This window comes from Thioalkalivibrio sp. ALMg13-2 (assembly GCF_000381185.1).
Lineage (GTDB): Bacteria > Pseudomonadota > Gammaproteobacteria > Ectothiorhodospirales > Ectothiorhodospiraceae > Thioalkalivibrio > Thioalkalivibrio versutus.
Genome location: NZ_KB906102.1, coordinates 1 through 20,874, shown reverse-complemented (window position 1 = coordinate 20,874; position 20,874 = coordinate 1). Strand labels below are relative to the sequence as shown.

The following is a 20,874-nucleotide window of genomic DNA, read 5'->3' as shown; positions in this document are numbered from 1 at the left end:
GGGTGCGTCAGCGCGCGATCGTGTTCGTGCGCCGGATCTTGTTCTGCAGCTGGATAATGCCGTAGAGCAGCGCCTCCGCCGTCGGCGGGCACCCCGGCACGTAGACATCCACCGGCACGATGCGGTCGCAACCGCGCACCACCGCGTAGGAGTAGTGGTAGTACCCGCCCCCGTTGGCGCAGGACCCCATGGAGATCACCCAGCGCGGCTCGGGCATCTGGTCGTAGACCTTGCGCAGAGCCGGCGCCATCTTGTTGACCAGGGTGCCGGCCACAATCATCACGTCCGACTGGCGCGGGCTCGGCCGAAAGATGATCCCGAAGCGGTCGAGGTCGTAGCGCGCGGCACCGGCATGCATCATCTCCACCGCGCAGCACGCGAGACCGAAGGTCATCGGCCAGAGCGACCCGGTGCGGGCCCAGTTGATGAGCTTGTCCGCCGAGGTGGTGACGAAGCCCTTCTCAAGAACGCCTTCTATTCCCATTCCAGCGCCCCCTTCTTCCACTCGTAGATGAAACCGACGACCAGAATGACAAGAAACAGGGCCATCGCAAGAAGCCCGAACAGCCCAATGGTGTCTAGCGACACGGCCCACGGGAAGAGAAACGCGATCTCGAGATCAAAGATGATGAACAGGATCGCAACCAGGTAGAAGCGGACATCGAACTTCAGCCGCGAATCCTCGAAGGCCTCGAAGCCGCACTCGTAGGGCGAATTCTTCGCCGCGTCCGGCTTGTGCGGACCCACGGCCATACCGACCACCAGCGGCACGACGCCGATCACGATGCCTACTGCGATGAACAGCAGGATGGGTAAATAACCTTCCAGCATTTCTCTCTCCCGTACGCCGCCTCAGGCGGGCAGGTTCGCGAGGCGTCGCGTGGATCGAGCGCGCCGGCGAGCCGTTCAGCGTTGCTGGTTGAAAGCGCGGGTACGACTCGGTCCCGCACAGACGCGGCAGAGCCGTACACCGGGCACGGAGTCTAGGTGATGCCCAAAAACGGTGTCAAGTATTCGTAATTTTATAAGATGCTGTTTTTATTGTTAATTACCCCGGGCGCCGACAGATATTCAGCGGCCCGGGGCAACGAGTATTTGGTGCAGATGGTGGGACTCGAACCCACACGGCTTGCGCCACTACCCCCTCAAGATAGCGTGTCTACCAATTCCACCACATCTGCCAATTCGTACAGGTACCGGATCTCAATCGGGCACATCGGCCGGCCGGCCGGATTGCGGGCCGCTGCCACCCGGGGGCTCTTGCCCCGGGAGCACTTCGGCCGGGAGGTCCGGCGGACCATCGCCCTCTTCTTCCATCGCCTCCATCTGGTCCAGCAGGCTCTCGGCCTCCGGGCTGGATGCCGCCAGATACGCCAGCGTCAGGCTGTTGAGGAAAAAGACCACCGCCAGCACGGCCGTCGAGCGGCTCAGGAAGTTGGCCGACCCGGCCGCACCGAACACCGTCGCCGAAGCGCCGCTGCCGAAGGCCGCGCCGGCATCGGCGCCCTTGCCGTGCTGCATCAGGATCAGCGCGATCAGGCCAAGCGATACCGCGACCTGGACCACCAGGAGCAGGCCGTAAATCATGCCGCGACCTGCTCGCCCGCGGCGCGGGCAATGGCGGAAAATGCGTCGGCATCCAGCGAGGCACCGCCGATCAAACCGCCGTCGATGTCCTCGAGCGCCAGGAGGCCGGCCGCATTATCGGCCTTCATGCTGCCACCGTAGAGGATCCGAAGATCGGCTGCGACCTGCGGGTCGCGACCCGCAACACGGTTGCGGATGAATGCATGCACTTCCTGGGCCTGTTCCGGCGTGGCGGTCAAACCGGTGCCAATCGCCCAAACCGGCTCGTAGGCGATCACGGCGCGGTCGAACGCCTCGACTCCGGCCGCATCCAGGACCGCATCGAGCTGCTCGGCCACCACAGTCTCGGTGCGCCCGCCTTCGCGGTCGGCCTTCTGCTCGCCCACACACAGGATCGGGGTCAGCCCGGCGGCCTGCGCCGCAACGAACTTGGCTGCCACCCAGGCATTGTCCTCGTTCTGCCGCTCGCGGCGCTCGGAATGCCCGACGATCACATAGCGACAGCCCACCTCGGCCAGCATGGAGCCGGCCAGTTCGCCGGTGTAGGCACCCTTTTCCTGGTCGGAACAATCCTGCGCGCCGACGGCGATGGGGCCACCGGACAGGTCGTTCGCGATTTCGGCGAGGTAGACCGCGGGCGGGCAGACCGCCACGTCCACGCCCCGGATGTCGCCCAGGCTGCCCTTCAGGGCGGACAGGAGCGCGCGGTTCGCGTCCCGCGAACCGTTCATCTTCCAGTTTCCGGCGACCAGCGGCGTGCGCATGCGGATCTTCCTCCTGCGATCGGCCGAACCCCGCAGATACACGGGGTCCGATCATGATGATTAGAGCGGCGGGATGTTACCGGCGCACCGGTAGCAAATCAACCAAGCCGTCGCGGGGCGCGCAGGCGAGGCTTGGTTGCGGCAATCAGATCGCCGCCCGGATGCTGTCCGCGATGCGCTCGGCGGCCGAGCGGGTCTCGTCGACATCTTCGCCCTCAACCATCACCCGCACCAGGGGCTCGGTACCGGAGGGACGCAGCAGGACCCGGCCACGCTGGCCGAGCTGATCTTCCACCGCGGCGACCTCGGCGCGCACTGGCTCGGCCTCGAGGCAGCCGGCCGCGGCACCGCTGACGGGCACGTTGATCAGGCACTGCGGCAGCTTGGGAATGGCCGCTGCGAGCGCCGAGAGCGGCTGGCCGGTACGGTGCATCAGGTGTGCAACCTGCAACGCCGCCACCGTACCGTCGCCGGTCGTGGTGTGCTCCAGACAGACAATATGACCCGACCCCTCGCCGCCCAGGGTCCAGTCGCGACGGCGGAGCTCCTCCAGCACATAGCGATCCCCAACCTTCGCACGCACGAACGGGATGCCGGCGCCCCCCAGGGCCTGCTCCAGCCCCAGGTTGGTCATCAGGGTCCCGACCACACCGCCGTCGAAGCCCCCGGCCTGTTGCCGCGCCAGCGCCAGGATACCGAGGATCTGGTCCCCATCGACCACGGTGCCGTCGGCATCGGCCAGGATCACCCGGTCGCCGTCGCCGTCCAGCGCGATGCCGAGATCCGCCCCGGTCGCCCGCACCTGTTCGGCGACGTTCTCCGGGTGCAGGGCGCCGACCCCGTCGTTGATGTTGTAGCCGTCCGGACTGGCGCCGAGGATCTCGACCTGTGCCCCCAGCTCCTCGAACACGTGCGGGGAGACGTTGTAGGTCGCACCGTGGGCACAATCGATGACGATCTTCATCCCGCGCAGCTCGGAACGTGCCGGGATCGCGCTCTTGCAGAACTCGACGTAGCGTCCAGCGGCATCCTGGATGCGCACGGCCTTGCCCAGACGCGCACTGTTGATGGGCTGTGCCGGCTGATCGAGACGCGCCTCGATGGCCGCCTCGGTCGCATCCGGCAGCTTGTCGCCCTCGGGGGTGAAGAACTTGAACCCGTTGTCGTGGAATGGGTTGTGCGAGGCACTGATCACGACGCCCGCAGTGGCACGGAAGGTATGCGTCAAGTAGGCGATGGCCGGGGTCGGCATCGGTCCCAGCAACGCGACGTCCAGCCCGGCGGCGGACAACCCGGCCTCCAGTGCCGACTCGAACATGTAGCCGGACACGCGCGTGTCCTTGCCCACCAGGACCGGCCCCTGGCGGTGGCCGTTCTCGCCCAGCACCTCGCCCACGGCATACCCGAGGCGCAGCGCAAACTCCGGCGTCATCGGCCAGTCGCCGGTGCGCCCACGGATGCCGTCGGTTCCGAAATACTTGCCCATCAGTTCCCTCGATTGTCCTGTCCGTCGCCACCATCCGGTCGCAACGCTGAGTATAGCGCCAGGGCATCACGGGTCGCCGAGACATCGTGCACACGCAGGACACGCGCACCGGCCTGTGCCGCCAACAGGGCCGCCACGGCACTGCCGGGATCCCGCTCAGCGACCGGACGGTCATCCAGCAGCTGACCGATCATCGACTTGCGCGAGACGCCCACCAGCAGCGGCAAGCCGGAGGCCGCCAGGCGCGGCAGGCCGCGAAACAGCGCGACGTTGTGCTCCAGGGTCTTGCCGAAGCCGAAGCCCGGATCCAGCAGGATCTGGCCGCGCGGCACGCCGCCACGCAACAACTCCGCCACCCGCTGCTCGAGGAAGGCGCGCACCTCGTCCACCACATCGTCGTAATGCGGCGCCCGCTGCATCGACTGCGGATCGCCCTGCATGTGCATCGCGCAAAGCGCTACGCCACGCTCGCGGGCCGCCCCCATCGCGACCGCCAGCGCCCCTTCGGCGCGAAAGCCGTTCACGTCATTCAGCATCCCGGCACCGACGGCAACCGCCTCGCGCATCATCTCCGGCTTCATGGTGTCCACGGACAGCGGAACACCCAGTTCCGCGCGCAGGGCTTCGATGACCGGAAGCACCCGCTGACGCTCATCCTCCAGCGCCACTGGCGCCGCACCGGGGCGAGTGGATTCGCCGCCCACGTCAAGGATCTCCGCCCCCTCCGCGACCATGGCGCGGGCCCGCGTCAGCGCATCTTCCACCCGCGCGTACTGGCCACCGTCGGAGAACGAGTCCGGGGTGACGTTCAGAATCCCCATGATGCGCGGCTGCCCAAGGTCCAGGGCGTGCCCCCCGCATTGCAGTACCGGTGCGTCAGTCGGCACGATCGGCGTTCTCCTGTGAGTACCCAACGAAAAAGGCCGCCAGGACGAGGGCCTGGCGGCCAGTGGCGGCGACCGGATCCAAGCCCGGTCACAAAGTGGACGGATCAGGACTGCGGCGCAGGACCGCCGACCACACCCTTGTCATCGTCACCCCGGCCATCGGAGCCGTCCTTGGCGTCGCCGTCGGCATCCGAGGCACCACCCTCGGCCTCGTCGCTGGCCTGCGCCGAGCCACCGGAACCGCCGCCGCTATCCCAATCCGCCGGCTCGCGGGGCTCGCGCCCGGCCATGATGTCCGCGATCTGCTTGTCGTCGATGGTCTCGTACTTCATCAGTGCCCGCGCCATCGCGTGCAGCGTATCGATATTGTCGACCAGGATCTGCTTCGCATGCTGGTAGTTCGCATCGATGATGTGACGGACCTCGGCATCGATCTGGCGCGCAGTGTCGTCGGACATCGGCTTCGACTTGCCCATTTGCCCACCCAGGAACGGATGCCCTTCTTCCTCACCGTAATCCAGCGGGCCGAGCTTTTCCGACAGGCCCCACTTGGTGACCATGTTGCGGGCGATCTGAGTGGCGCGCTCGATATCGTTCGAGGCTCCGGTGGTCACCTTGTCATTGCCGAAGATAATCTCTTCTGCCAGACGCCCGCCAAACAGGCTCGCCAGCTGACTCTCCAGACGCGTCTTCGAGTGGCTGTAGCGGTCCTCCTCGGGCAGGAACATGGTCACGCCCAGGGCCCGCCCACGCGGGATGATGCTGACCTTGTAGACCGGGTCGTGCTCCGGCACCGTCAGGCCAACAATCGCGTGGCCGGCCTCATGGTAGGCGGTCAGCTTCTTCTCGTCCTCGGACATCACCATGGACTTGCGCTCGGCGCCCATCATGATCTTGTCCTTGGCGCGCTCGAAGTCGGACATGTCCACCAGGCGCTTGTTGGAGCGCGCCGCAAACAACGCCGCCTCGTTGACCAGGTTGGCCAGATCCGCGCCGGAGAAACCCGGCGTGCCGCGCGCGATCAGATCCGGACGCACGTCGTCGGAGATCGGCGTTTTCTTCATATGCACCTTGAGGATCTGCTCGCGACCGCGTACGTCGGGCGGCGGCACCACCACCTGGCGGTCGAAGCGACCCGGGCGCAGCAGCGCCGGATCCAGCACGTCCGGACGGTTGGTCGCGGCAATCACGATAACCCCCTCGGTGCCCTCGAAGCCGTCCATCTCGACCAGCAGCTGGTTCAGGGTCTGCTCACGCTCGTCGTGACCGCCGCCCATACCGGCGCCACGCTGGCGGCCGACCGCGTCGATCTCGTCGATGAAGATGATACAGGGGGCGTGCTTCTTGGCCTCGGCGAACATGTCGCGCACGCGCGAGGCGCCCACGCCAACGAACATCTCGACGAAATCGGAACCGGAGATGCTGAAGAACGGCACCTTGGCCTCGCCGGCAATCGCCTTGGCCAGCAGCGTCTTGCCGGTACCCGGAGAGCCGACCATCAGCACGCCGCGCGGAATCTGGCCACCCAGCTTCTGGAACTTGGACGGGTCGCGCAGGAAGTCGACCAGCTCGGTCACCTCCTCCTTGGCCTCGTCGCAGCCGGCCACGTCATTGAAGCTGACCTTGACCTGGTCCTCGGACATCAGCTTGGCCTTGGACTTGCCGAAGGACATCGCGCCCTTGCCACCGGCACCACCGCCCTGCATCTGGCGCATGAAGTAGATCCACACGGCGATCAGCAACAGGATCGGGAACCAGCTGATCAGGATGCTCATCAGCAGGGAGCGCTCGGCTTCCTCGTGGGCATTCAGCTCCACGTTGTTCTGCAGCAGGTCGCCGATCAGACCGGGATCGTTCGGGTTCACCGTGGTAAACGCCTGGCCCTCGATCGTCGTACCCTCGATCTTCTCGCCCTTGATGGTCACGTTGTCCACGCGACCGCCCTGCACGTCGCGGATGAACTCGGAGTACGTAATGCTCCGAACATCCTGCGTCTGCTGCTGCGGGCCGAAGTTGTTGAAGACGGACATCAGGACGACGGCAATTACCGCCCAGATGATCAGATTCTTGGCCAGACCGTTCAAAACGACACCTCGAAGAACATTTAATCGTTAGCTTTTGGCAGCTTTACACATCCCGGGGCTCACGCGCCAATACGTACACTTCGCGTGACCGTGGCCGCGATGCCTTCGGCTTGCGCACCTTTACCGAGCCGAACCGCCGACGCACCTCGGCCAGATAGGCATCAGAACCTTCACCCTGAAACAGCTTGACCAGAAATGCGCCCCCGGGGTTCAGAATGCGTGTCGCCAAGTCCAGCGCCAGTTCACAAAGATGGATCGAACGCGGCAGATCCACCGCACCCGTCCCGGTCAGGTTGGGGGCCATGTCGGAAAGCACAAGATCGGCACGCTCATCGCCCACCAGGGCAAGTATCGCGTCCAGCACGGCGTCCTCGCGGAAGTCGCCGGTGACGATCTCCGCGCCCGGCACCGGGTCCATCGGCAAGATGTCCGTGGCAATCAGCACGCCCTTGCGGCCAATCTTCCGAGCGGCGTACTGCGTCCAGCCGCCCGGTGCCGCGCCGAGGTCCACCACGCGCATGCCGGGTTTCAGCAGCCGATCGCGCTCATCGATCTCCTGCAGCTTGTACACCGCCCGCCCGCGGTAACCCTCCTGCTGGGCCCGCTGGACGTAGGGATCGTCGAAATGCTCCTTCAACCAGCGCTGACTGGAGCGGCTACGCTTGGGCATTGAGCGGCCTCGCAGCTGCGGACGGCATGCTACAATTTTGATGTTTAAACACTGAAAAATGGCCTCCTGTGAATCTGACCGACGCGCAACGCCGCCATCTGCGCAGCCTCGCCCATCCGCGCAAGCCCATCGTGACCATTGGCCGCAATGGGCTGACTGATGCCGTACTGGCGGAGCTGGAGCTGGCGCTGACCCACCACGAGCTGGTCAAGATCAAGGTGAACATCGGCGACCGCGAGGTCCGCAACGGCACCGTGGAAGAGCTCTGTGAACGCACCGGCGCCGCGCGAGTGCAACGCGTCGGCTATGTCGCCACCCTGTTCCGCCGCAACCCGGATGACCCGAAGGTCTCCCTGGACCCGGCCTGACCCCACCGCCCGGTTGCGCCCCTGAGCGCGACCGGGACCCGCCGCGTCATCAGTTGACGTAGCGAACCTCCAGGATCTCGTATTCCGTCTCCCCGCCCGGGGCCTGCACGGTCACGACGTCGCCTTCTTCCTTGCCGATCAGCGCCCGCGCAATCGGCGAAGACACCGAGATCATGTTGTTCTTGATATCGGCCTCGTCGTCACCAACGATCTTGTAGGTGACCTGGCGCCCGTCCGCAGTCGCCTCCAGCACCACGGTGGTCCCGAACACCACCTTGCCGGTCTGCGGCAGGGTGGCCACGTCGATGATCTGGGCGTTGGAGAGCTTCGACTCCAGCTCGCGGATGCGGCCCTCGATGAAGCTCTGCTGTTCGCGTGCCGCGTGGTACTCGGCATTCTCCTTGAGGTCACCGTGCTCGCGCGCATCGGAGATCGCGTTGACCACGCGCGGGCGATCCTCGCCCTTCAGCTTCTTCAGCTCTTCCTTCATCTTTTCCGCGCCAGTCACGGTCAAGGGCGTCTTGTTCATGCGCTTTTCCCTCCGAGATTTTCCTGGTGGAGGTCCTGCAGCCGGAAGACGTCATTCGCCCCCAGGTGATCCAGGGCCTGTACGGTGGCCTTGGCCCCGGCGATCGTGGTGGTATAGCCCACCTTGTGCATCAACGCCTCGCGGCGAATGGTGTAGGAGTCGGAGGTCGACTGCTTCCCCTCCACGGTATTGATGATGAAGCTGATCTCGTCGTTCTTGATCATGTCCACGATGTGCGGGCGACCCTCGGTGACCTTGTTCACGCGCGTCACCTGAATGCCGGCTTCCTCCAGCACGTTCGCCGTGCCACGCGTCGCCAGGACCTCGAAGCCCAACTCCACCAGGCGCCGGGCCACTTCCGCCACGTGCGGCTTGTCGATCTCGCGCACCGACACGAAGGCCTTGCCGGTGGACGGCAACAGTACGCCCGCTCCCAGCTGGCTCTTGGCGAACGCCTCGGCAAAACTGCGCCCGACCCCCATCACCTCGCCAGTGGATTTCATCTCCGGCCCCAGGATCGGGTCCACGCCCTGGAACTTGGCGAACGGAAACACCGATTCCTTCACCGAATAATAGTCCGGATAGACCGCATCGCCCACGCCCTGCTCGGGCAGGGTCTGCCCGACCATGCAACGCGCGGCAATCTTGGCCAGCGGCCGTCCGACGCTCTTGGAGACGTACGGCACGGTGCGCGAGGCCCGTGGATTCACCTCCAGCACGTAGATATCGTCGCCCTTGATCGCGAACTGGGTGTTCATCAGGCCGACGACCTTCAGGCCCAGTGCCATCTTGCGCACCTGCTCGACCATCTCGTCCTGGAGTTCCATGGACAACGAGAACGGCGGCAGGGAACAGGCGGAGTCGCCCGAGTGCACGCCGGCCTGCTCGATGTGCTCCATGATCCCGCCGATGATCACGTTCTCGCCATCCGAGATCGCGTCCACATCGACCTCGATGGCGTCATCCAGGAAGCGGTCCAGCAGCACCGGGGCATCATTGGAGACGGACACCGCGTTCTTCATGTAGCTGCGCAGGTCCTCGCGGTCGCGCACGATCTCCATCGCGCGCCCACCGAGCACGTAGGACGGACGTACGACCAGCGGGTAGCCGATCTCCTCGGCCAGCTTCTCGGCCTCCTCCTCGCTGCGCGCGGTGCGGTTCGGCGGCTGCTTGAGCCCCAGCTTGTTCAGCAGGGCCTGGAAGCGCTCGCGGTCCTCGGCCAGGTCGATGGAGTCCGGGCTGGTGCCGATGATCGGCACGCCGGCGGCCTCCAGGTCCCGCGCGAGCTTCAGTGGCGTCTGGCCACCGTACTGCACGATCACGCCGGCCGGCTTCTCGGTCGCCACGACCTCCAGCACGTCCTCCAGCGTCAGCGGCTCGAAGTACAGCCGGTCCGAGGTGTCATAGTCGGTGGAGACGGTCTCCGGGTTGCAGTTGACCATGATGGTCTCGTACCCGTCCTCGCGCATCGCGAGCGCGGCATGCACGCAGCAGTAGTCGAACTCGATGCCCTGACCGATGCGGTTGGGCCCGCCGCCCAGCACCATGATCTTCTGCTTGTCGGTGGGATCCGCCTCGTTCTCCTCTTCGTACGAGGAGTACATGTAGGCCGTGGTGGTCGCGAACTCGGCCGCACAGGTATCCACCCGCTTGTACACCGGGCGCACGCCCAGTCCATGGCGGTGTTTGCGCACCGCCTTCTCGGTATCGTTCACCAGCTTCGCCAGGCGCAGGTCGGAGAATCCGCGCTGTTTCAGACGGTACATCTCCTCGGCGCTGATCTCGCCCAGGATGCGGTCCTTCACGCCCTTCTCGACGTCCACCAGCTCCTGAATCTGGGCCAGGAACCAGGGGTCGATCGCGGTCAGGTCGAAGATATCCTGGATCGAGAAACCCGCACGGAAGGCATCGGCCACGTACAGCACCTGCTCGGGGCTGGGGTTGGCGAGCTTCGTGCGCAACTGATCGGTCACGTCATCGGCGGTCAGATCGATGCGCTCGTCGAGGCCGTCCATGCCGGTCTCCATCGAGCGCAGCGCCTTCTGGAACGACTCCTGGAAGGTGCGGCCAATGGCCATGGCCTCGCCCACCGCCTTCATCTGGGTGGTCAGGCGCGCATCCGCCTGCGGGAACTTCTCGAAGGTGAAGCGCGGGATCTTGGTGACCACGTAATCGATGGACGGCTCGAACGAGGCCGGGGTCAGACCGCCGGTAATGTCGTTCTTCAGCTCGTCGAGGGTGTAGCCCACCGCCAGCTTGGCCGCGACCTTGGCGATCGGGAAGCCAGTCGCCTTGGAGGCCAGCGCGGAGGAACGCGACACCCGCGGGTTCATTTCGATCACGATCATGCGCCCGTTTTCCGGGTTGATCGCGAACTGCACGTTGGAACCACCGGTCTCCACGCCGATCTTGCGCAGTACCGCCAGCGAGGCGTCGCGCATGATCTGGTATTCCTTGTCGGTCAGGGTCTGCGCCGGGGCCACGGTGATCGAGTCCCCGGTATGGATACCCATCGGGTCCAGGTTCTCGATGGAGCAGATGATGATGCAATTGTCCGCCTTGTCACGGACCACCTCCATCTCGAACTCCTTCCAGCCGAGCGCGGACTCCTCCAGCAGCACCTGGTTCACCGGCGAGAGATCGATCCCGTTCTTGACGATGTACTCGAACTCCTCGCGGTTGTAGGCGATGCCGCCGCCCGAACCACCGAGGGTGAACGACGGCCGGATGATCACCGGGAAGCCGATCTTCGGCTGGATCTCCTGCGCCTCCTCCCAGGAGTGCGCGAGCATCGCGGTCGGCGTATCCAGACCGATATCAGCCATCGCCGCCTTGAAGTGGTCGCGGTCCTCGGCCATATCGATCGCCGCCTCGTTGGCACCGATCATCTCCACTCCGAACTTCTCCAGCACGCCTTCCCGGGACAGGTCCAGCGCGCAGTTCAGCGCGGTCTGCCCGCCCATGGTCGGCAGCACCGCGTCCGGGCGCTCCTTCTCGATGATCTGGGCGACCGTCTGCCAGTCCACCGGCTCGATGTAGGTGGCATCCGCCATCTCGGGGTCGGTCATGATGGTCGCCGGGTTGGAGTTCACCAGGATCACCCGGTAGCCCTCCTCGCGCAGGGCCTTGCAGGCCTGGGCGCCGGAGTAATCGAACTCGCAGGCCTGACCGATCACGATCGGGCCGGCCCCGAGGATCAGGATGCTCTGGATGTCGGTACGCTTGGGCATGTGACGGCTCTCGCAGGCTGTCGAAATCGGAAATTCGGTCGAAAAATCGGGGGGGGGAAGGCGTTAGCTGCGCGCCGTGCGCATCATCTCGACAAAGTCGTCGAACGCCGGGGACACGTCATGCGGCCCCGGGCTCGCCTCGGGGTGACCCTGCAGGCTGAACGCCGGGCAGTCGGTGCGGGCGATGCCCTGCAGCGTGCCGTCGAACAGCGACCGGTACGTCGGCGTCAGCGTCTCCGGCAGGTTGTCCTCGTCGATCGCGAAGCCGTGGTTCTGCGACGAGATCATCACTCGCCCACTGGCCTCGTGCCGGATCGGGTGGTTCGCCCCGTGGTGGCCGAACTTCATCTTCACGCTCTTGCCGCCACTGGCGATACCCAGCAACTGATGCCCCAGGCAGATCCCGAACAGCGGCAGCTTGCGCTCGCAGAAATCCCGGATCGCCTCGATCGCATAGGTGCAGGGCTCGGGATCGCCCGGCCCGTTGGACAGGAACACCCCGTCGGGCTTCAGTTCCATCACCTCGTCCACCGGCGTCTCGGCCGGGACCACGGTCACGCGGCAGCCGCGATCCGCCAGCATGCGCAGGATGTTCTGCTTCATGCCAAAGTCGTAAGCGACCACGTGATAGTCGGCGGCCTTCGCATCGACCCGCGCCGGTTCTTCACCCAGCTGCCAGGTCCCTTCCAGCCACTCGTAGCGGCTGCGCGTAGTCACCTCGCGCGCCAGATCCATGCCCTTGATCCCGGGGAACTCGCGCGCGGCCGCCAGGGCCGAGGCCTCGTCCACGTCGCCGGCCTGAATGCAGCCGTTCAGCGCGCCCTTCTCGCGCAGGATGCGGGTCAGCTTGCGGGTATCGATCCCGCTGATCGCCACGATCCCATGGCGCAGCAGGTAGTCTGGCAGCGACTCGCGCGAGCGCCAATTGGACACCAGCGGCGGCAGATCACGGATGATCAGGCCCGCGGCATGGGCCCGCGAGGACTCGTCGTCCTCCGGGTTCGTTCCGGTGTTGCCGATATGCGGGTAGGTCAGCGTGACCATCTGCCGGTGATAGGACGGATCGGTGAGGATCTCCTGGTACCCGGTCATCGCGGTGTTGAACACCACCTCGCCAACCGTCTGGCCCAGGGCGCCAATCGCCTGACCATGAAACACAGTGCCATCTTCCAGGACGAGCAGAGCAGGCGCGGACACAGGGGGACCTCCGGGTGGTCTGGGTCGGGGCCGCCAGGCGATTCGCCGGCGGCGGTACTGCGATTCGTTCGGGATCTGCGACCCGCCCTCGTCCGCACCATTCTACCGGGGTGTGAACCCCTTTTTCGGCAACGATTCGGTGCTCGGAGGACGGATACGATTACGCCTTCAAGTGTACGCGAGCGCCGCGCGCGGCGTCCAACGAGATCCCCACGCCCGGCGTCTCCGCCCGCCGCTCGCCGCCCGCTTTCCGGGGCCCAAACACTGCCTACCCAGCCGAGGTATGAAGCCGATGCTCCGTGGCTAGCCTGGCCTTTTCAGGCTGGCCCTGGTTCATCGCTCGGTGTTTACGGTGGCTTCGTCCGGCCGCCTGCCAGGCGCTGTCTCGCCAGCGCGCCGCGAGGCACTTCTTTGCTCGTGCAAAGAAGTGCCCAAGAAACACGCCCGACTGCCGCGACCCCGGCCCGCTGCGCTGGCCGGGGTTTCCCTCGCTCCGAGGCTTTTCGCGGGCGGCGCTGAACTCGCTGCGCCTGCGGCTCCGCTCGCTCCGCTCAGACATCCAGCGCCTCTGATCCCGCGAAAAGCCTCTCCACTCGGCGCGACGACAACGGGGAGGCAGGTCCAAACAACGGCTGTCCCAGCGTTGTTGCCAGTGGATGATGGCTAGGCTTTCGGACATCTTCGGCACGCTCGGCCTTCGGCCATGGCGTGCCGCGCCCGCGTAGCGGGCGCCGGGGGCTTTCGTAGGATGCCGATGAGCGCAGCGAATCGCATCAGGGTGTCGCACGGCGTGGAGAACGGTGCGTTTCCCTGCGCTCAACCGCACCCTACGGGATACTTTCTGTTTTGACCTCCCCCCCCGTATGGAGCCCCTTGCGGAAGGGTCCTCGGGCCGGGAGAAGGCGCTGGATGTCTGAGCGAAGCCGAAGGCGCAGCGAGTTCAGCGCCGCCGGCCCGAGGGCCCTGGAGCAAGGTTCCCGGGCGGAATCCGGGTGCGCCTCGAAGGGTACTTTCTTGGGCAAGCAAGAAAGTACCTCGCGGCGCGCTGGCGAGTCAGCGCCTGGCAGGCGGCTCGACGAAAGCACCGTAAACACCGGATGACGAACCAGGCCTAGCCTTCGCCAAACGGAGCCCCAACCGGCTAGAGGTCGCGCAGCCCCAACACATCCTGCATGTCGAACAGCCCATTGCCAGCGCCGGCCAGCCAGACCGCCGCACGCACTGCACCGGAGGCAAACACCGTGCGACTGGAGGCCTTGTGGGTGATCTCCACACGCTCGCCATCACCCGCAAACAGGGTCGTGTGCTCGCCGACGATGTCGCCGCCGCGCACCGTGGCAAAACCGATGGTGCGCCGGTCACGGGCTCCGGTCTGGCCCTCGCGCCCGTAGACGGCGTCCTGCTCCAGATCGCGGCCCAGGGTCTCCGCGACCACACGCCCGAGCTTCAGCGCGGTACCGGAGGGCGCGTCCACCTTGTGCCGGTGATGGGCCTCCAGGATCTCCACATCCACGCTGTCGCCCAGCGCCCGCGCGGCCAGCTCCACCAGCTTGAAGGTCAGATTGACCCCGACACTCATGTTCGGCGCATAGACGATCGGCAGATCCCCTGCCGCCGCCTGCAAGCGCTGCTCCTGCTCCGCATCCAGCCCGGTGGTGCCGATCACCAGTGCCTTTCCGGCGTTCGCACACAGCTCCAGGTGCTGCATGGTCGCCTGCGGCGAGGTGAAATCGATCAGCACATCGAAATCGTCGGTAACCGTCGCCAGATCCTCGACCAGGCGCACCCGGCCCTCCGCGCCCACCGCCTGACCGATGGTCTCGCTGCCGGGGCGCTCACTGGCCGCCCCCAGCTGGGCATCGGGGTGTTCGTCCACCGCCTGCACCAGGTTCTGGCCCATGCGCCCGCCGGCGCCCGCAATCGCAATTCGAATCATCTTTGTTCCATCCAGTGCTATCGGTCCATCGGGTTACGCGCACCCTACGAAGCTTTGCGCGGGCACGCCAGTTACAGGGTTCGCACCGGGGTGCGGAAACGCCATTCGCCATACACCGAGGCGATCACCCCGGCCGCGGCCAGGAACGCCGCGAACACATACACCGAGGCTGGGCTGATGCCATCCCACAGATAGCCGGCCACCAGGGATCCCGAGGCACCGCCCAACCCGAAGGCCAGCGACGAATACAGGGCCTGCCCGCGCCCCTGCAACCGCCCGGGGAAGAAATAGTGGATCAGCGAGATCGCCGCCGCGTGGTACACCCCGTAGCTGGCCGCATGCAGGATCTGGATGAACAGCAGCATCGGCAGAGAATCCGGCACCGCCGCCAGCAGCCCCCAGCGCAGCGTGGTCAGCACCAGCGCCGCCGACACCAGCAACCAGGCCCCAAAACGCAGGATCAGCCGCGGCATCAACAGGAACAGCACCACCTCGGCGGCCACCCCCAGCGCCCACAACTGCCCGGCCACCGAGCGCGAGTAGCCGGCCTGTTCCAGGTACAGGGTAAAGAAGGCGTAGTACGGCCCATGGCTGGCCTGCATGAAGAAGCAGGCCACAAACAGCGCGATCACCTCGGGGCGGCGCAGCACGGTTAGCAGGGGCGGGGCGTTATTGTCCTCGTCGAGGTTGCGCGCCGGCTCGCGCACGAACTGCGACGCGGCCACCACCGCGATCAGCACCGCCAACACGATCCACGGCAGCCAGGCCACGGCGATCCGGTCGAAGGCCCAGCCCAGCACCGCCACCGCGACGATAAAGCCGACCGATCCCCACAGCCGGACCAGCGCATACCGATGCGCATCCCGCCCCAGCGATCGCATGGTGGCCGCCTCGAACTGCGGCAGGATCGCGTTCCAGAAAAAGCTGTAGGCCGCCATCACCACGGCCAGCCACCAGTAACCGGTGTACAGCAGCACGCCGGTGAAGGCGACCGCCCCGCCCAGCGCGCCCCAGCGGGCGATCGGCATGTGCGCGCCGGCGCGATCCGCCAGCCAGCCCCAGACGTTGGGCGCAATGATCTTGGTCGCCAGCACGATCGCCATCAGCTCGCCGATCTGGGCGCCGCTGAACCCCTCCTCGGAGAGGTACGGCCCCCAGAACGGCATGAAGGCGCCGAGGCTGGCGAAATAGAAGAAGTAGACCGCGGACAGGCGCGCGTTCTGCGTCACTGCCATGAGGGGACCGCTACACGATCAGGACGACACGGCCGAAGGCCGCGTCATTCGCCGGGATGGTCGCGCAGCTCCAGCCCCGAGTCCGGGACATCGGCGTTCTGCGCACGGTGACGCAGGGCGTGGTCCATCAGCACCAGCGCCATCATCGCCTCGGCGATCGGGGTCGCGCGGATGCCCACGCAGGGGTCGTGCCGCCCCTTGGTGACCACCTCCACCGGCTCGCCGGCGGTGTTGATGCTGCGCCCGGGCAGACGGATGCTGGACGTCGGCTTCATGGCAATGCTGGCCTGCACCGCCTGACCGGTGCTGATCCCGCCCAGCACGCCGCCGGCGTGGTTGGACAGAAAGCCCTCGGGGGTGATCTCGTCGCGGTGCTCGGTGCCGCGCTGGGTCACGGATTCGAAACCTGCGCCGATCTCCACGCCCTTCACCGCGTTGATGCTCATCAGCGCGTGCGCCAGGTCGGCGTCCAGGCGGTCGAACACCGGCTCGCCCCAGCCAGCCGGCACCCCGGTCGCCTCGACCGTCACCCGTGCCCCGATGGAATCGCCCGACTTGCGCAGGGCGTCCATGTACTCCTCCAGTTCCGCGACCTTGTCCGGATCCGGGGAGAAGAACGGGTTGTCGTTCGCGATCTCCGGCTGCTTCGGCTCCAGCTCGATCGGGCCGAGCTGCGACAACCAACCGCGGATGGTGATCCCGTAGCGCTGCTCGAGATAGCGCCGCGCGATGCCGCCGGCCGCCACCCGCAGCGCGGTCTCGCGCGCAGAACTGCGCCCGCCGCCGCGGTAATCACGCACGCCGTATTTCTGGTGATAGGTGTAGTCCGCATGCCCCGGGCGGAAGCGGTCCTGGATGTCGCCGTAATCCTTGGAGCGCTGATCGACGTTCTCGATCAGCAGCCCGATCGGCGTACCCGTGGTACGCCCCTCGAACACCCCCGACAGAATACGGACCTGATCCGGCTCGCGACGCTGGGTGGTGTGGCGCGACTGGCCCGGCCGGCGGCGATACAGGTCAAACTGCAGATCCGCCTCGCAAAGCTCCAGACCGGGCGGACAACCGTCCACCACCGCGCCCAGGGCCGGCCCGTGACTTTCACCAAAGGTACTGACGACGAACAGTCGCCCAAAGCTGTTTCCCGACATGCGCGTAGTGTATCCGCGGCCGCGCCGGCTGTCGCCTGTTCCCCCACCCGGCGGCCGGTCGGCGACGGGCGGAATGGCACGCTCGGCAACCACGTCCCCTATCTGCCATGATCGACGTGCAGCACCCATAACCAGAAAGGAGGAACCCATGACGAATTCCCTGACCCGCCTGGTGACCGGCACCGCCGCGGCCCTGTGCCTTGGCCTCGCCAGCAGCGCGCAGGCCGATGTCTACACCCAGCGCTTCATGACCCTGGAACTGGCCAACGACATCGCCATGGGCGCCGTCGAGGCCTGCCGCGAAATGGGCCACCAGACCGCGGTGGTCGTGGTTGATCGCGCCGGGAACGACCAGGTGGTCCTGCGCGACCGCATGGCCGGCGTGCAGACCATCCAGATTGCCGGCGACAAGGCCCGGGCCGTGACCATGTCCGGCACCACCTCCGCCAACTTCCGCGACAACCGCGAAGACATCCGCATGGAGATGAACCACGTGGATGGCATCATCATGCTGGCCGGCGGCCTGCCAATCGAAGCGGCCGGCAGCATGCTCGGAGCGGTCGGCGTGTCCGGTGCGCCCGGCGGCGATCTCGACGAGGAATGCGCCCAGGCCGGGATCGACCGGGTCCAGGAACGCCTCGACTTCGCCATGTAAGCATTGCGGGTGCCAGGGAACGGCGCCCGCCCCCAGGAAAACACCATGACCGACACCCCCCGCCCCGCCCCGAAACGCATCTCGCCGGTGGAGACCTACGAGCGTCTGCAGGCACGACCGCGCGACCTGCTGATCGACGTCCGCTCGACCATGGAGTATCTGTTCGTCGGCCATCCGACCGGCTCCATCCACATCCCGTGGATCGACGAACCCGACTGGACCGTGAACCCACAGTTCGTGCCCCAGGTGCGCAAGCTGCTGCTGGGCGGCGTCAGCGATCACAGCGAAGAAGCCCCGGCCCTGTACCTGATCTGCCGCAGCGGCAAGCGCACGCTGGATGCCGGGCAGGCCCTGGTGGACGCCGGCATCGAGCATGTCTTCTCGGTGGACGAGGGCTTTGAAGGGCCGCTGGACGAGAACCACCAGCGCTCCACCCGCAGCGGCTGGCGCTACCACGGCCTGCCCTGGGAGCAGTGCTGAGGCCCGCGACGGATCCCCTACAGCCACGGGGGTTGCGCGCACCCCGGGGGGTTTGGTTCATAATGAACTCGGACGCGTCACTGCGGCGTTCGATTGTGGCCCGGTGGTACCCTTGAGCCTTAATTTTTCACCACGGGACCGAGTACTTCCGTTTCGCTGTGCATGTCCGTCTTCGAGCGGAAAGCCTAAAGATCCGGAGACTTCTCCCACCTGAGCCCTAGGTTCAAGGTCAAGGGCCACGCCGGCGCCTGCGGGGCGCGTCCACTTCTTTATTGATCCCGATTTCCTTCTATGTCTGCGGAAACCGACTCCGTTCAAGATTCGCTATCGCCCGACGATCTGCGTGCCCTGCGTCTGCGCCTGCGCCGCGCGCGGGCGGCTTTGTCGGACGCCCAGCTCGACCACCACTCTGCCGCCATTTGCGGACACCTGCTGCGCTGGTTCGAGCGCTGGCAGCCGCATTGTGTCGGCGCCTATCGCGGCCTGCGCGGCGAGGTCGACCTGACCCCACTGACCATCGCCCTGGCCCGGCGCGGCACCCGCATCGCCCTGCCGGTGATGGACGACAAACGCCCCGGGCACATGCATTTCCACACCTGGGCCCCGGATGAGCCGCTTTGCCACAACGGCTTCGGCATCGCCGAGCCCTGCCCGGACGCCCCGCGCATCTGGCGCCGCGAGATGCAGGTGGTGCTGATGCCGCTGGTGGCATTCGACACTGCCGGCAACCGCATGGGCATGGGCGCGGGCTACTACGATCGCTACTTCGCCCGGCGCCGCTTCGGCACCCGCCGGCCGAAACTGATCGGCGTGGCCCACTCGCTGCAGGGCGTCCCGGCGCTGCCAACCCAGCCCTGGGACGTCCCGCTGGATGGCGTTGTCACAGAACAGGGCTGGCATGCGCTTCCAGACCGCGCGCGGCACAATACGCTCGACTGAAACCCCTGAAGGAGCCCGCATGGCCTACTGGCTGATGAAGTCCGAACCCGACGAGTTCAGCATCGACGACCTGGAACGCGTCGGCGTGGAGCCGTGGGACGGCATCCGCAACTACCAGGTGCGCAACATGATGCGAGACGAGATGAAGAAGGGTGATCTCGCCTTCTTCTACCACTCCAATGCCAAGCCCCCGGGCATCGTCGGCATCCTGCGCATCGAGAAAGAGGCCTACCCGGACGCCTGCGCCTTCGACCCCGAAGATCCGCACTACGACCCAAAGAGCGACCCGGACAACCCGCGCTGGCTGCGCGTGGACGTTGCCTTCGAGGAAAAATTCGGCGACATCATCACCCTCGACTGGCTGAAGCAGCAGCCACAGCTCGAAGACTGCCCGCTGGTACGCCGCGGCAACCGCCTGTCGGTAATGCCCATCACCCAGGACCAGTGGGACTTCATCCTGAGCCACGCCCAGCGCGGCAAGTAACCGCGTGGCCACGCTCTACCACTTCCCGCACGACGCGAAGGCCGACCGCCTGCGCCTGGCCTGCGGCTACAAGGGTGTCGCGCTGGAGACCCGCGCGCTGGACTGGTTCGACGACGAGACCTTCTTCGAACTGGGCGTGGCCCGCCAGTCCCCGATCCTGCAAACCGACGACGGTACGCTGCACACCGACACGGTCACCGCATTGCGCGATATCGACCACCTGTTCCCGACCGGCGAGCCACTATCCGATGGCGTCATCGCCGAGGACGCCTGGCAGGCCCTGGTGGACTGGCGCGCCAAGGTGGAGATCGTGCTGGACCGACTCTACGCCCCGCTGGCGCCGGGCTTTCACGGCATCGGCGAGAGCGCCGAGGCTCTGGCCGACTTCAAGGCGCATGTGCAGCACCGCTTCGGCCTGTCGCTGGAGGAACTCGCCAACGACCGCTACGACGGCTACAACCAGCTCGCCAAGCTGAGTCACCTGCCGGAACTCGCCAAGCACCTGGCCGCCAACCGCTTCTACCTCGGGCAGCCGTCGATCGCCGACTGCGTAATCGCCGCCGACCTCTACCCGCTACAGATGCACGACGGCATCAACCTGCCCGTCGACATGCTCTACTACCTCCGCCGCATCGAGGAGACCTTCCACACCCCCCTCAACACTCACTGGCTCGCCCGCTGAAGACCATGTGGGAGCGGCCTTGGCCGCGAACCGGCGGTAGGCGCTGGCACAGGCACCACATTCGCGCGCAGGCACGCTGCCACAGGGACTGCGGGAAGGGCGTGAGCTCGTAGGATGCGTTGAGCGCAGCGAAACGCATCAGGGGGTCACACAGGGCGTGGGACATGGTGCGTTTCGCTACGCTCAACCGCACCCTACGGCGACTGAACAGGATTATCTAACGACAATTACTCTGGCCGGTCGACGACAACTACTTTGGCCGGTTGCCACTAAGCTGGACTGCTCTTCCATGCGACCCACAAGGGGCGGGGATGGCGGTCACCGAGCAACAGGTCAGAGTCTTCATGACACAGCGATCCAAAGGCACAACGCAGACGGCGGCGGCCGCCAAGGCCGGCATTTCTGAACGCACTGCCCGGCGGATTGACGCCGGCGAGCCCGTCGGTGGCGGCAAGTCGAGGGATTGGCGTACACGCCCAGATCCGTTTGCCGAGGTCTGGGACGAAGTCGCCG

The 20,874-nt window shown here is 66.1% G+C and carries 20 protein-coding genes, 1 tRNA gene, 1 other RNA gene and 1 pseudogene; 8 read left to right on the top strand and 15 right to left on the bottom strand.

Annotated features, from left to right (window positions below):
* Nucleotides 1-7: 7 nt before the first annotated feature.
* From F618_RS0102750 to rlmE, 9 genes are all read right to left on the bottom strand, one after another.
* On the bottom strand, nt 8-484 hold the full coding sequence (locus tag F618_RS0102750) for an NADH-quinone oxidoreductase subunit B family protein (protein ID WP_012982122.1): 477 nt from the start codon (nt 482-484) through the stop codon (nt 8-10).
* A complete protein-coding gene (locus F618_RS0102745; RefSeq protein ID WP_018146236.1) occupies nt 475-831 on the bottom strand; it encodes an NADH-quinone oxidoreductase subunit A in 357 nt (118 codons plus the stop codon). The genes F618_RS0102750 and F618_RS0102745 overlap by 10 nt, the downstream gene beginning before the upstream one ends.
* Before the next feature lie 265 nt (nt 832-1,096).
* A tRNA-Leu gene (locus F618_RS0102740) sits at nt 1,097-1,181 on the bottom strand.
* 22 nt (nt 1,182-1,203) lie between these two features.
* Nucleotides 1,204-1,587: a preprotein translocase subunit SecG gene (gene secG, locus F618_RS0102735; RefSeq protein WP_018146237.1), complete on the bottom strand. Its 384-nt coding sequence runs from the start codon at nt 1,585-1,587 to the stop codon at nt 1,204-1,206.
* Nucleotides 1,584-2,351 carry a triose-phosphate isomerase gene (gene tpiA, locus F618_RS0102730; RefSeq protein ID WP_018167904.1) on the bottom strand — a complete coding sequence of 256 codons (768 nt, stop codon included), beginning with the start codon at nt 2,349-2,351 and terminating at the stop codon, nt 1,584-1,586. The genes secG and tpiA overlap by 4 nt, the downstream gene beginning before the upstream one ends.
* A gap of 145 nt (nt 2,352-2,496) precedes the next feature.
* Nucleotides 2,497-3,837, bottom strand: a complete 1,341-nt coding sequence (gene glmM / locus F618_RS0102725; RefSeq protein ID WP_018167905.1) for a phosphoglucosamine mutase — start codon at nt 3,835-3,837, stop codon at nt 2,497-2,499.
* Nucleotides 3,837-4,724, bottom strand: a complete 888-nt coding sequence (folP, locus tag F618_RS0102720; RefSeq protein WP_019567697.1) for a dihydropteroate synthase — start codon at nt 4,722-4,724, stop codon at nt 3,837-3,839. Before folP ends, glmM begins: the two co-directional genes overlap by 1 nt.
* Before the next feature lie 104 nt (nt 4,725-4,828).
* Nucleotides 4,829-6,808: an ATP-dependent zinc metalloprotease FtsH gene (gene ftsH / locus F618_RS0102710; protein WP_018146241.1), complete on the bottom strand. Its 1,980-nt coding sequence runs from the start codon at nt 6,806-6,808 to the stop codon at nt 4,829-4,831.
* A gap of 43 nt (nt 6,809-6,851) precedes the next feature.
* The gene (rlmE, locus tag F618_RS0102705) at nt 6,852-7,478 is read right to left on the bottom strand and encodes a 23S rRNA (uridine(2552)-2'-O)-methyltransferase RlmE (protein ID WP_018167907.1); all 627 of its coding nucleotides are present in this window, start codon (nt 7,476-7,478) and stop codon (nt 6,852-6,854) included.
* Between the two features lie 68 nt (nt 7,479-7,546).
* Here rlmE and yhbY point away from each other — a divergent pair, with 68 nt between their 5' ends.
* Complete coding sequence (yhbY, locus tag F618_RS0102700; RefSeq protein WP_018146243.1) at nt 7,547-7,846, top strand: ribosome assembly RNA-binding protein YhbY; 300 nt, start codon at nt 7,547-7,549, stop codon at nt 7,844-7,846.
* Between the two features lie 49 nt (nt 7,847-7,895).
* Here the strand turns inward: yhbY and greA are convergent, their stop codons facing one another.
* The 6 genes from greA to aroC all read right to left on the bottom strand — a co-directional run bounded on the left by greA (nt 7,896) and on the right by aroC (nt 17,121).
* Complete coding sequence (greA, locus tag F618_RS0102695; RefSeq protein ID WP_018146244.1) at nt 7,896-8,375, bottom strand: transcription elongation factor GreA; 480 nt, start codon at nt 8,373-8,375, stop codon at nt 7,896-7,898.
* A complete protein-coding gene (carB, locus tag F618_RS0102690; RefSeq protein ID WP_018146245.1) occupies nt 8,372-11,605 on the bottom strand; it encodes a carbamoyl-phosphate synthase large subunit in 3,234 nt (1,077 codons plus the stop codon). The genes greA and carB overlap by 4 nt, the downstream gene beginning before the upstream one ends.
* 63 nt (nt 11,606-11,668) lie before the next feature.
* A complete protein-coding gene (carA, locus tag F618_RS0102685; RefSeq protein ID WP_018176464.1) occupies nt 11,669-12,802 on the bottom strand; it encodes a glutamine-hydrolyzing carbamoyl-phosphate synthase small subunit in 1,134 nt (377 codons plus the stop codon).
* A gap of 1,141 nt (nt 12,803-13,943) precedes the next feature.
* Nucleotides 13,944-14,738, bottom strand: a complete 795-nt coding sequence (gene dapB / locus F618_RS0102680; protein ID WP_018146247.1) for a 4-hydroxy-tetrahydrodipicolinate reductase — start codon at nt 14,736-14,738, stop codon at nt 13,944-13,946.
* A 71-nt stretch (nt 14,739-14,809) separates the two neighbouring features.
* Nucleotides 14,810-15,973, bottom strand: a complete 1,164-nt coding sequence (locus F618_RS0102675) for an MFS transporter (RefSeq protein ID WP_018176465.1) — start codon at nt 15,971-15,973, stop codon at nt 14,810-14,812.
* Between the two features lie 44 nt (nt 15,974-16,017).
* Entirely contained in the window at nt 16,018-17,121 is a 1,104-nt protein-coding gene (aroC, locus tag F618_RS0102670; RefSeq protein ID WP_019567695.1) for a chorismate synthase, read from the bottom strand.
* Between the two features lie 148 nt (nt 17,122-17,269).
* Here aroC and F618_RS0102665 point away from each other — a divergent pair, with 148 nt between their 5' ends.
* The 7 genes and pseudogenes from F618_RS0102665 to F618_RS16300 all read left to right on the top strand — a co-directional run.
* Nucleotides 17,270-17,776, top strand: a complete 507-nt coding sequence (locus F618_RS0102665; RefSeq protein ID WP_018167912.1) for a heme-binding protein — start codon at nt 17,270-17,272, stop codon at nt 17,774-17,776.
* Nucleotides 17,777-17,821: 45 nt separating this feature from the next.
* Nucleotides 17,822-18,256 carry a rhodanese-like domain-containing protein gene (locus F618_RS0102660; protein WP_018937960.1) on the top strand — a complete coding sequence of 145 codons (435 nt, stop codon included), beginning with the start codon at nt 17,822-17,824 and terminating at the stop codon, nt 18,254-18,256.
* Between the two features lie 74 nt (nt 18,257-18,330).
* Nucleotides 18,331-18,516, top strand: a non-coding RNA gene (gene ssrS, locus F618_RS15305) — 6S RNA.
* Nucleotides 18,517-18,547: 31 nt separating this feature from the next.
* Complete coding sequence (locus tag F618_RS0102655; protein WP_019567694.1) at nt 18,548-19,195, top strand: 5-formyltetrahydrofolate cyclo-ligase; 648 nt, start codon at nt 18,548-18,550, stop codon at nt 19,193-19,195.
* A gap of 19 nt (nt 19,196-19,214) precedes the next feature.
* Nucleotides 19,215-19,679: an EVE domain-containing protein gene (locus tag F618_RS0102650; RefSeq protein WP_019567693.1), complete on the top strand. Its 465-nt coding sequence runs from the start codon at nt 19,215-19,217 to the stop codon at nt 19,677-19,679.
* A 4-nt stretch (nt 19,680-19,683) separates the two neighbouring features.
* Nucleotides 19,684-20,361, top strand: coding sequence for a glutathione S-transferase family protein (locus tag F618_RS0102645; protein WP_019567692.1), 678 nt, complete (start codon nt 19,684-19,686; stop codon nt 20,359-20,361).
* Nucleotides 20,362-20,672: 311 nt separating this feature from the next.
* Nucleotides 20,673-20,874, top strand: a pseudogene (locus F618_RS16300) (IS21 family transposase); the annotation flags it as partial.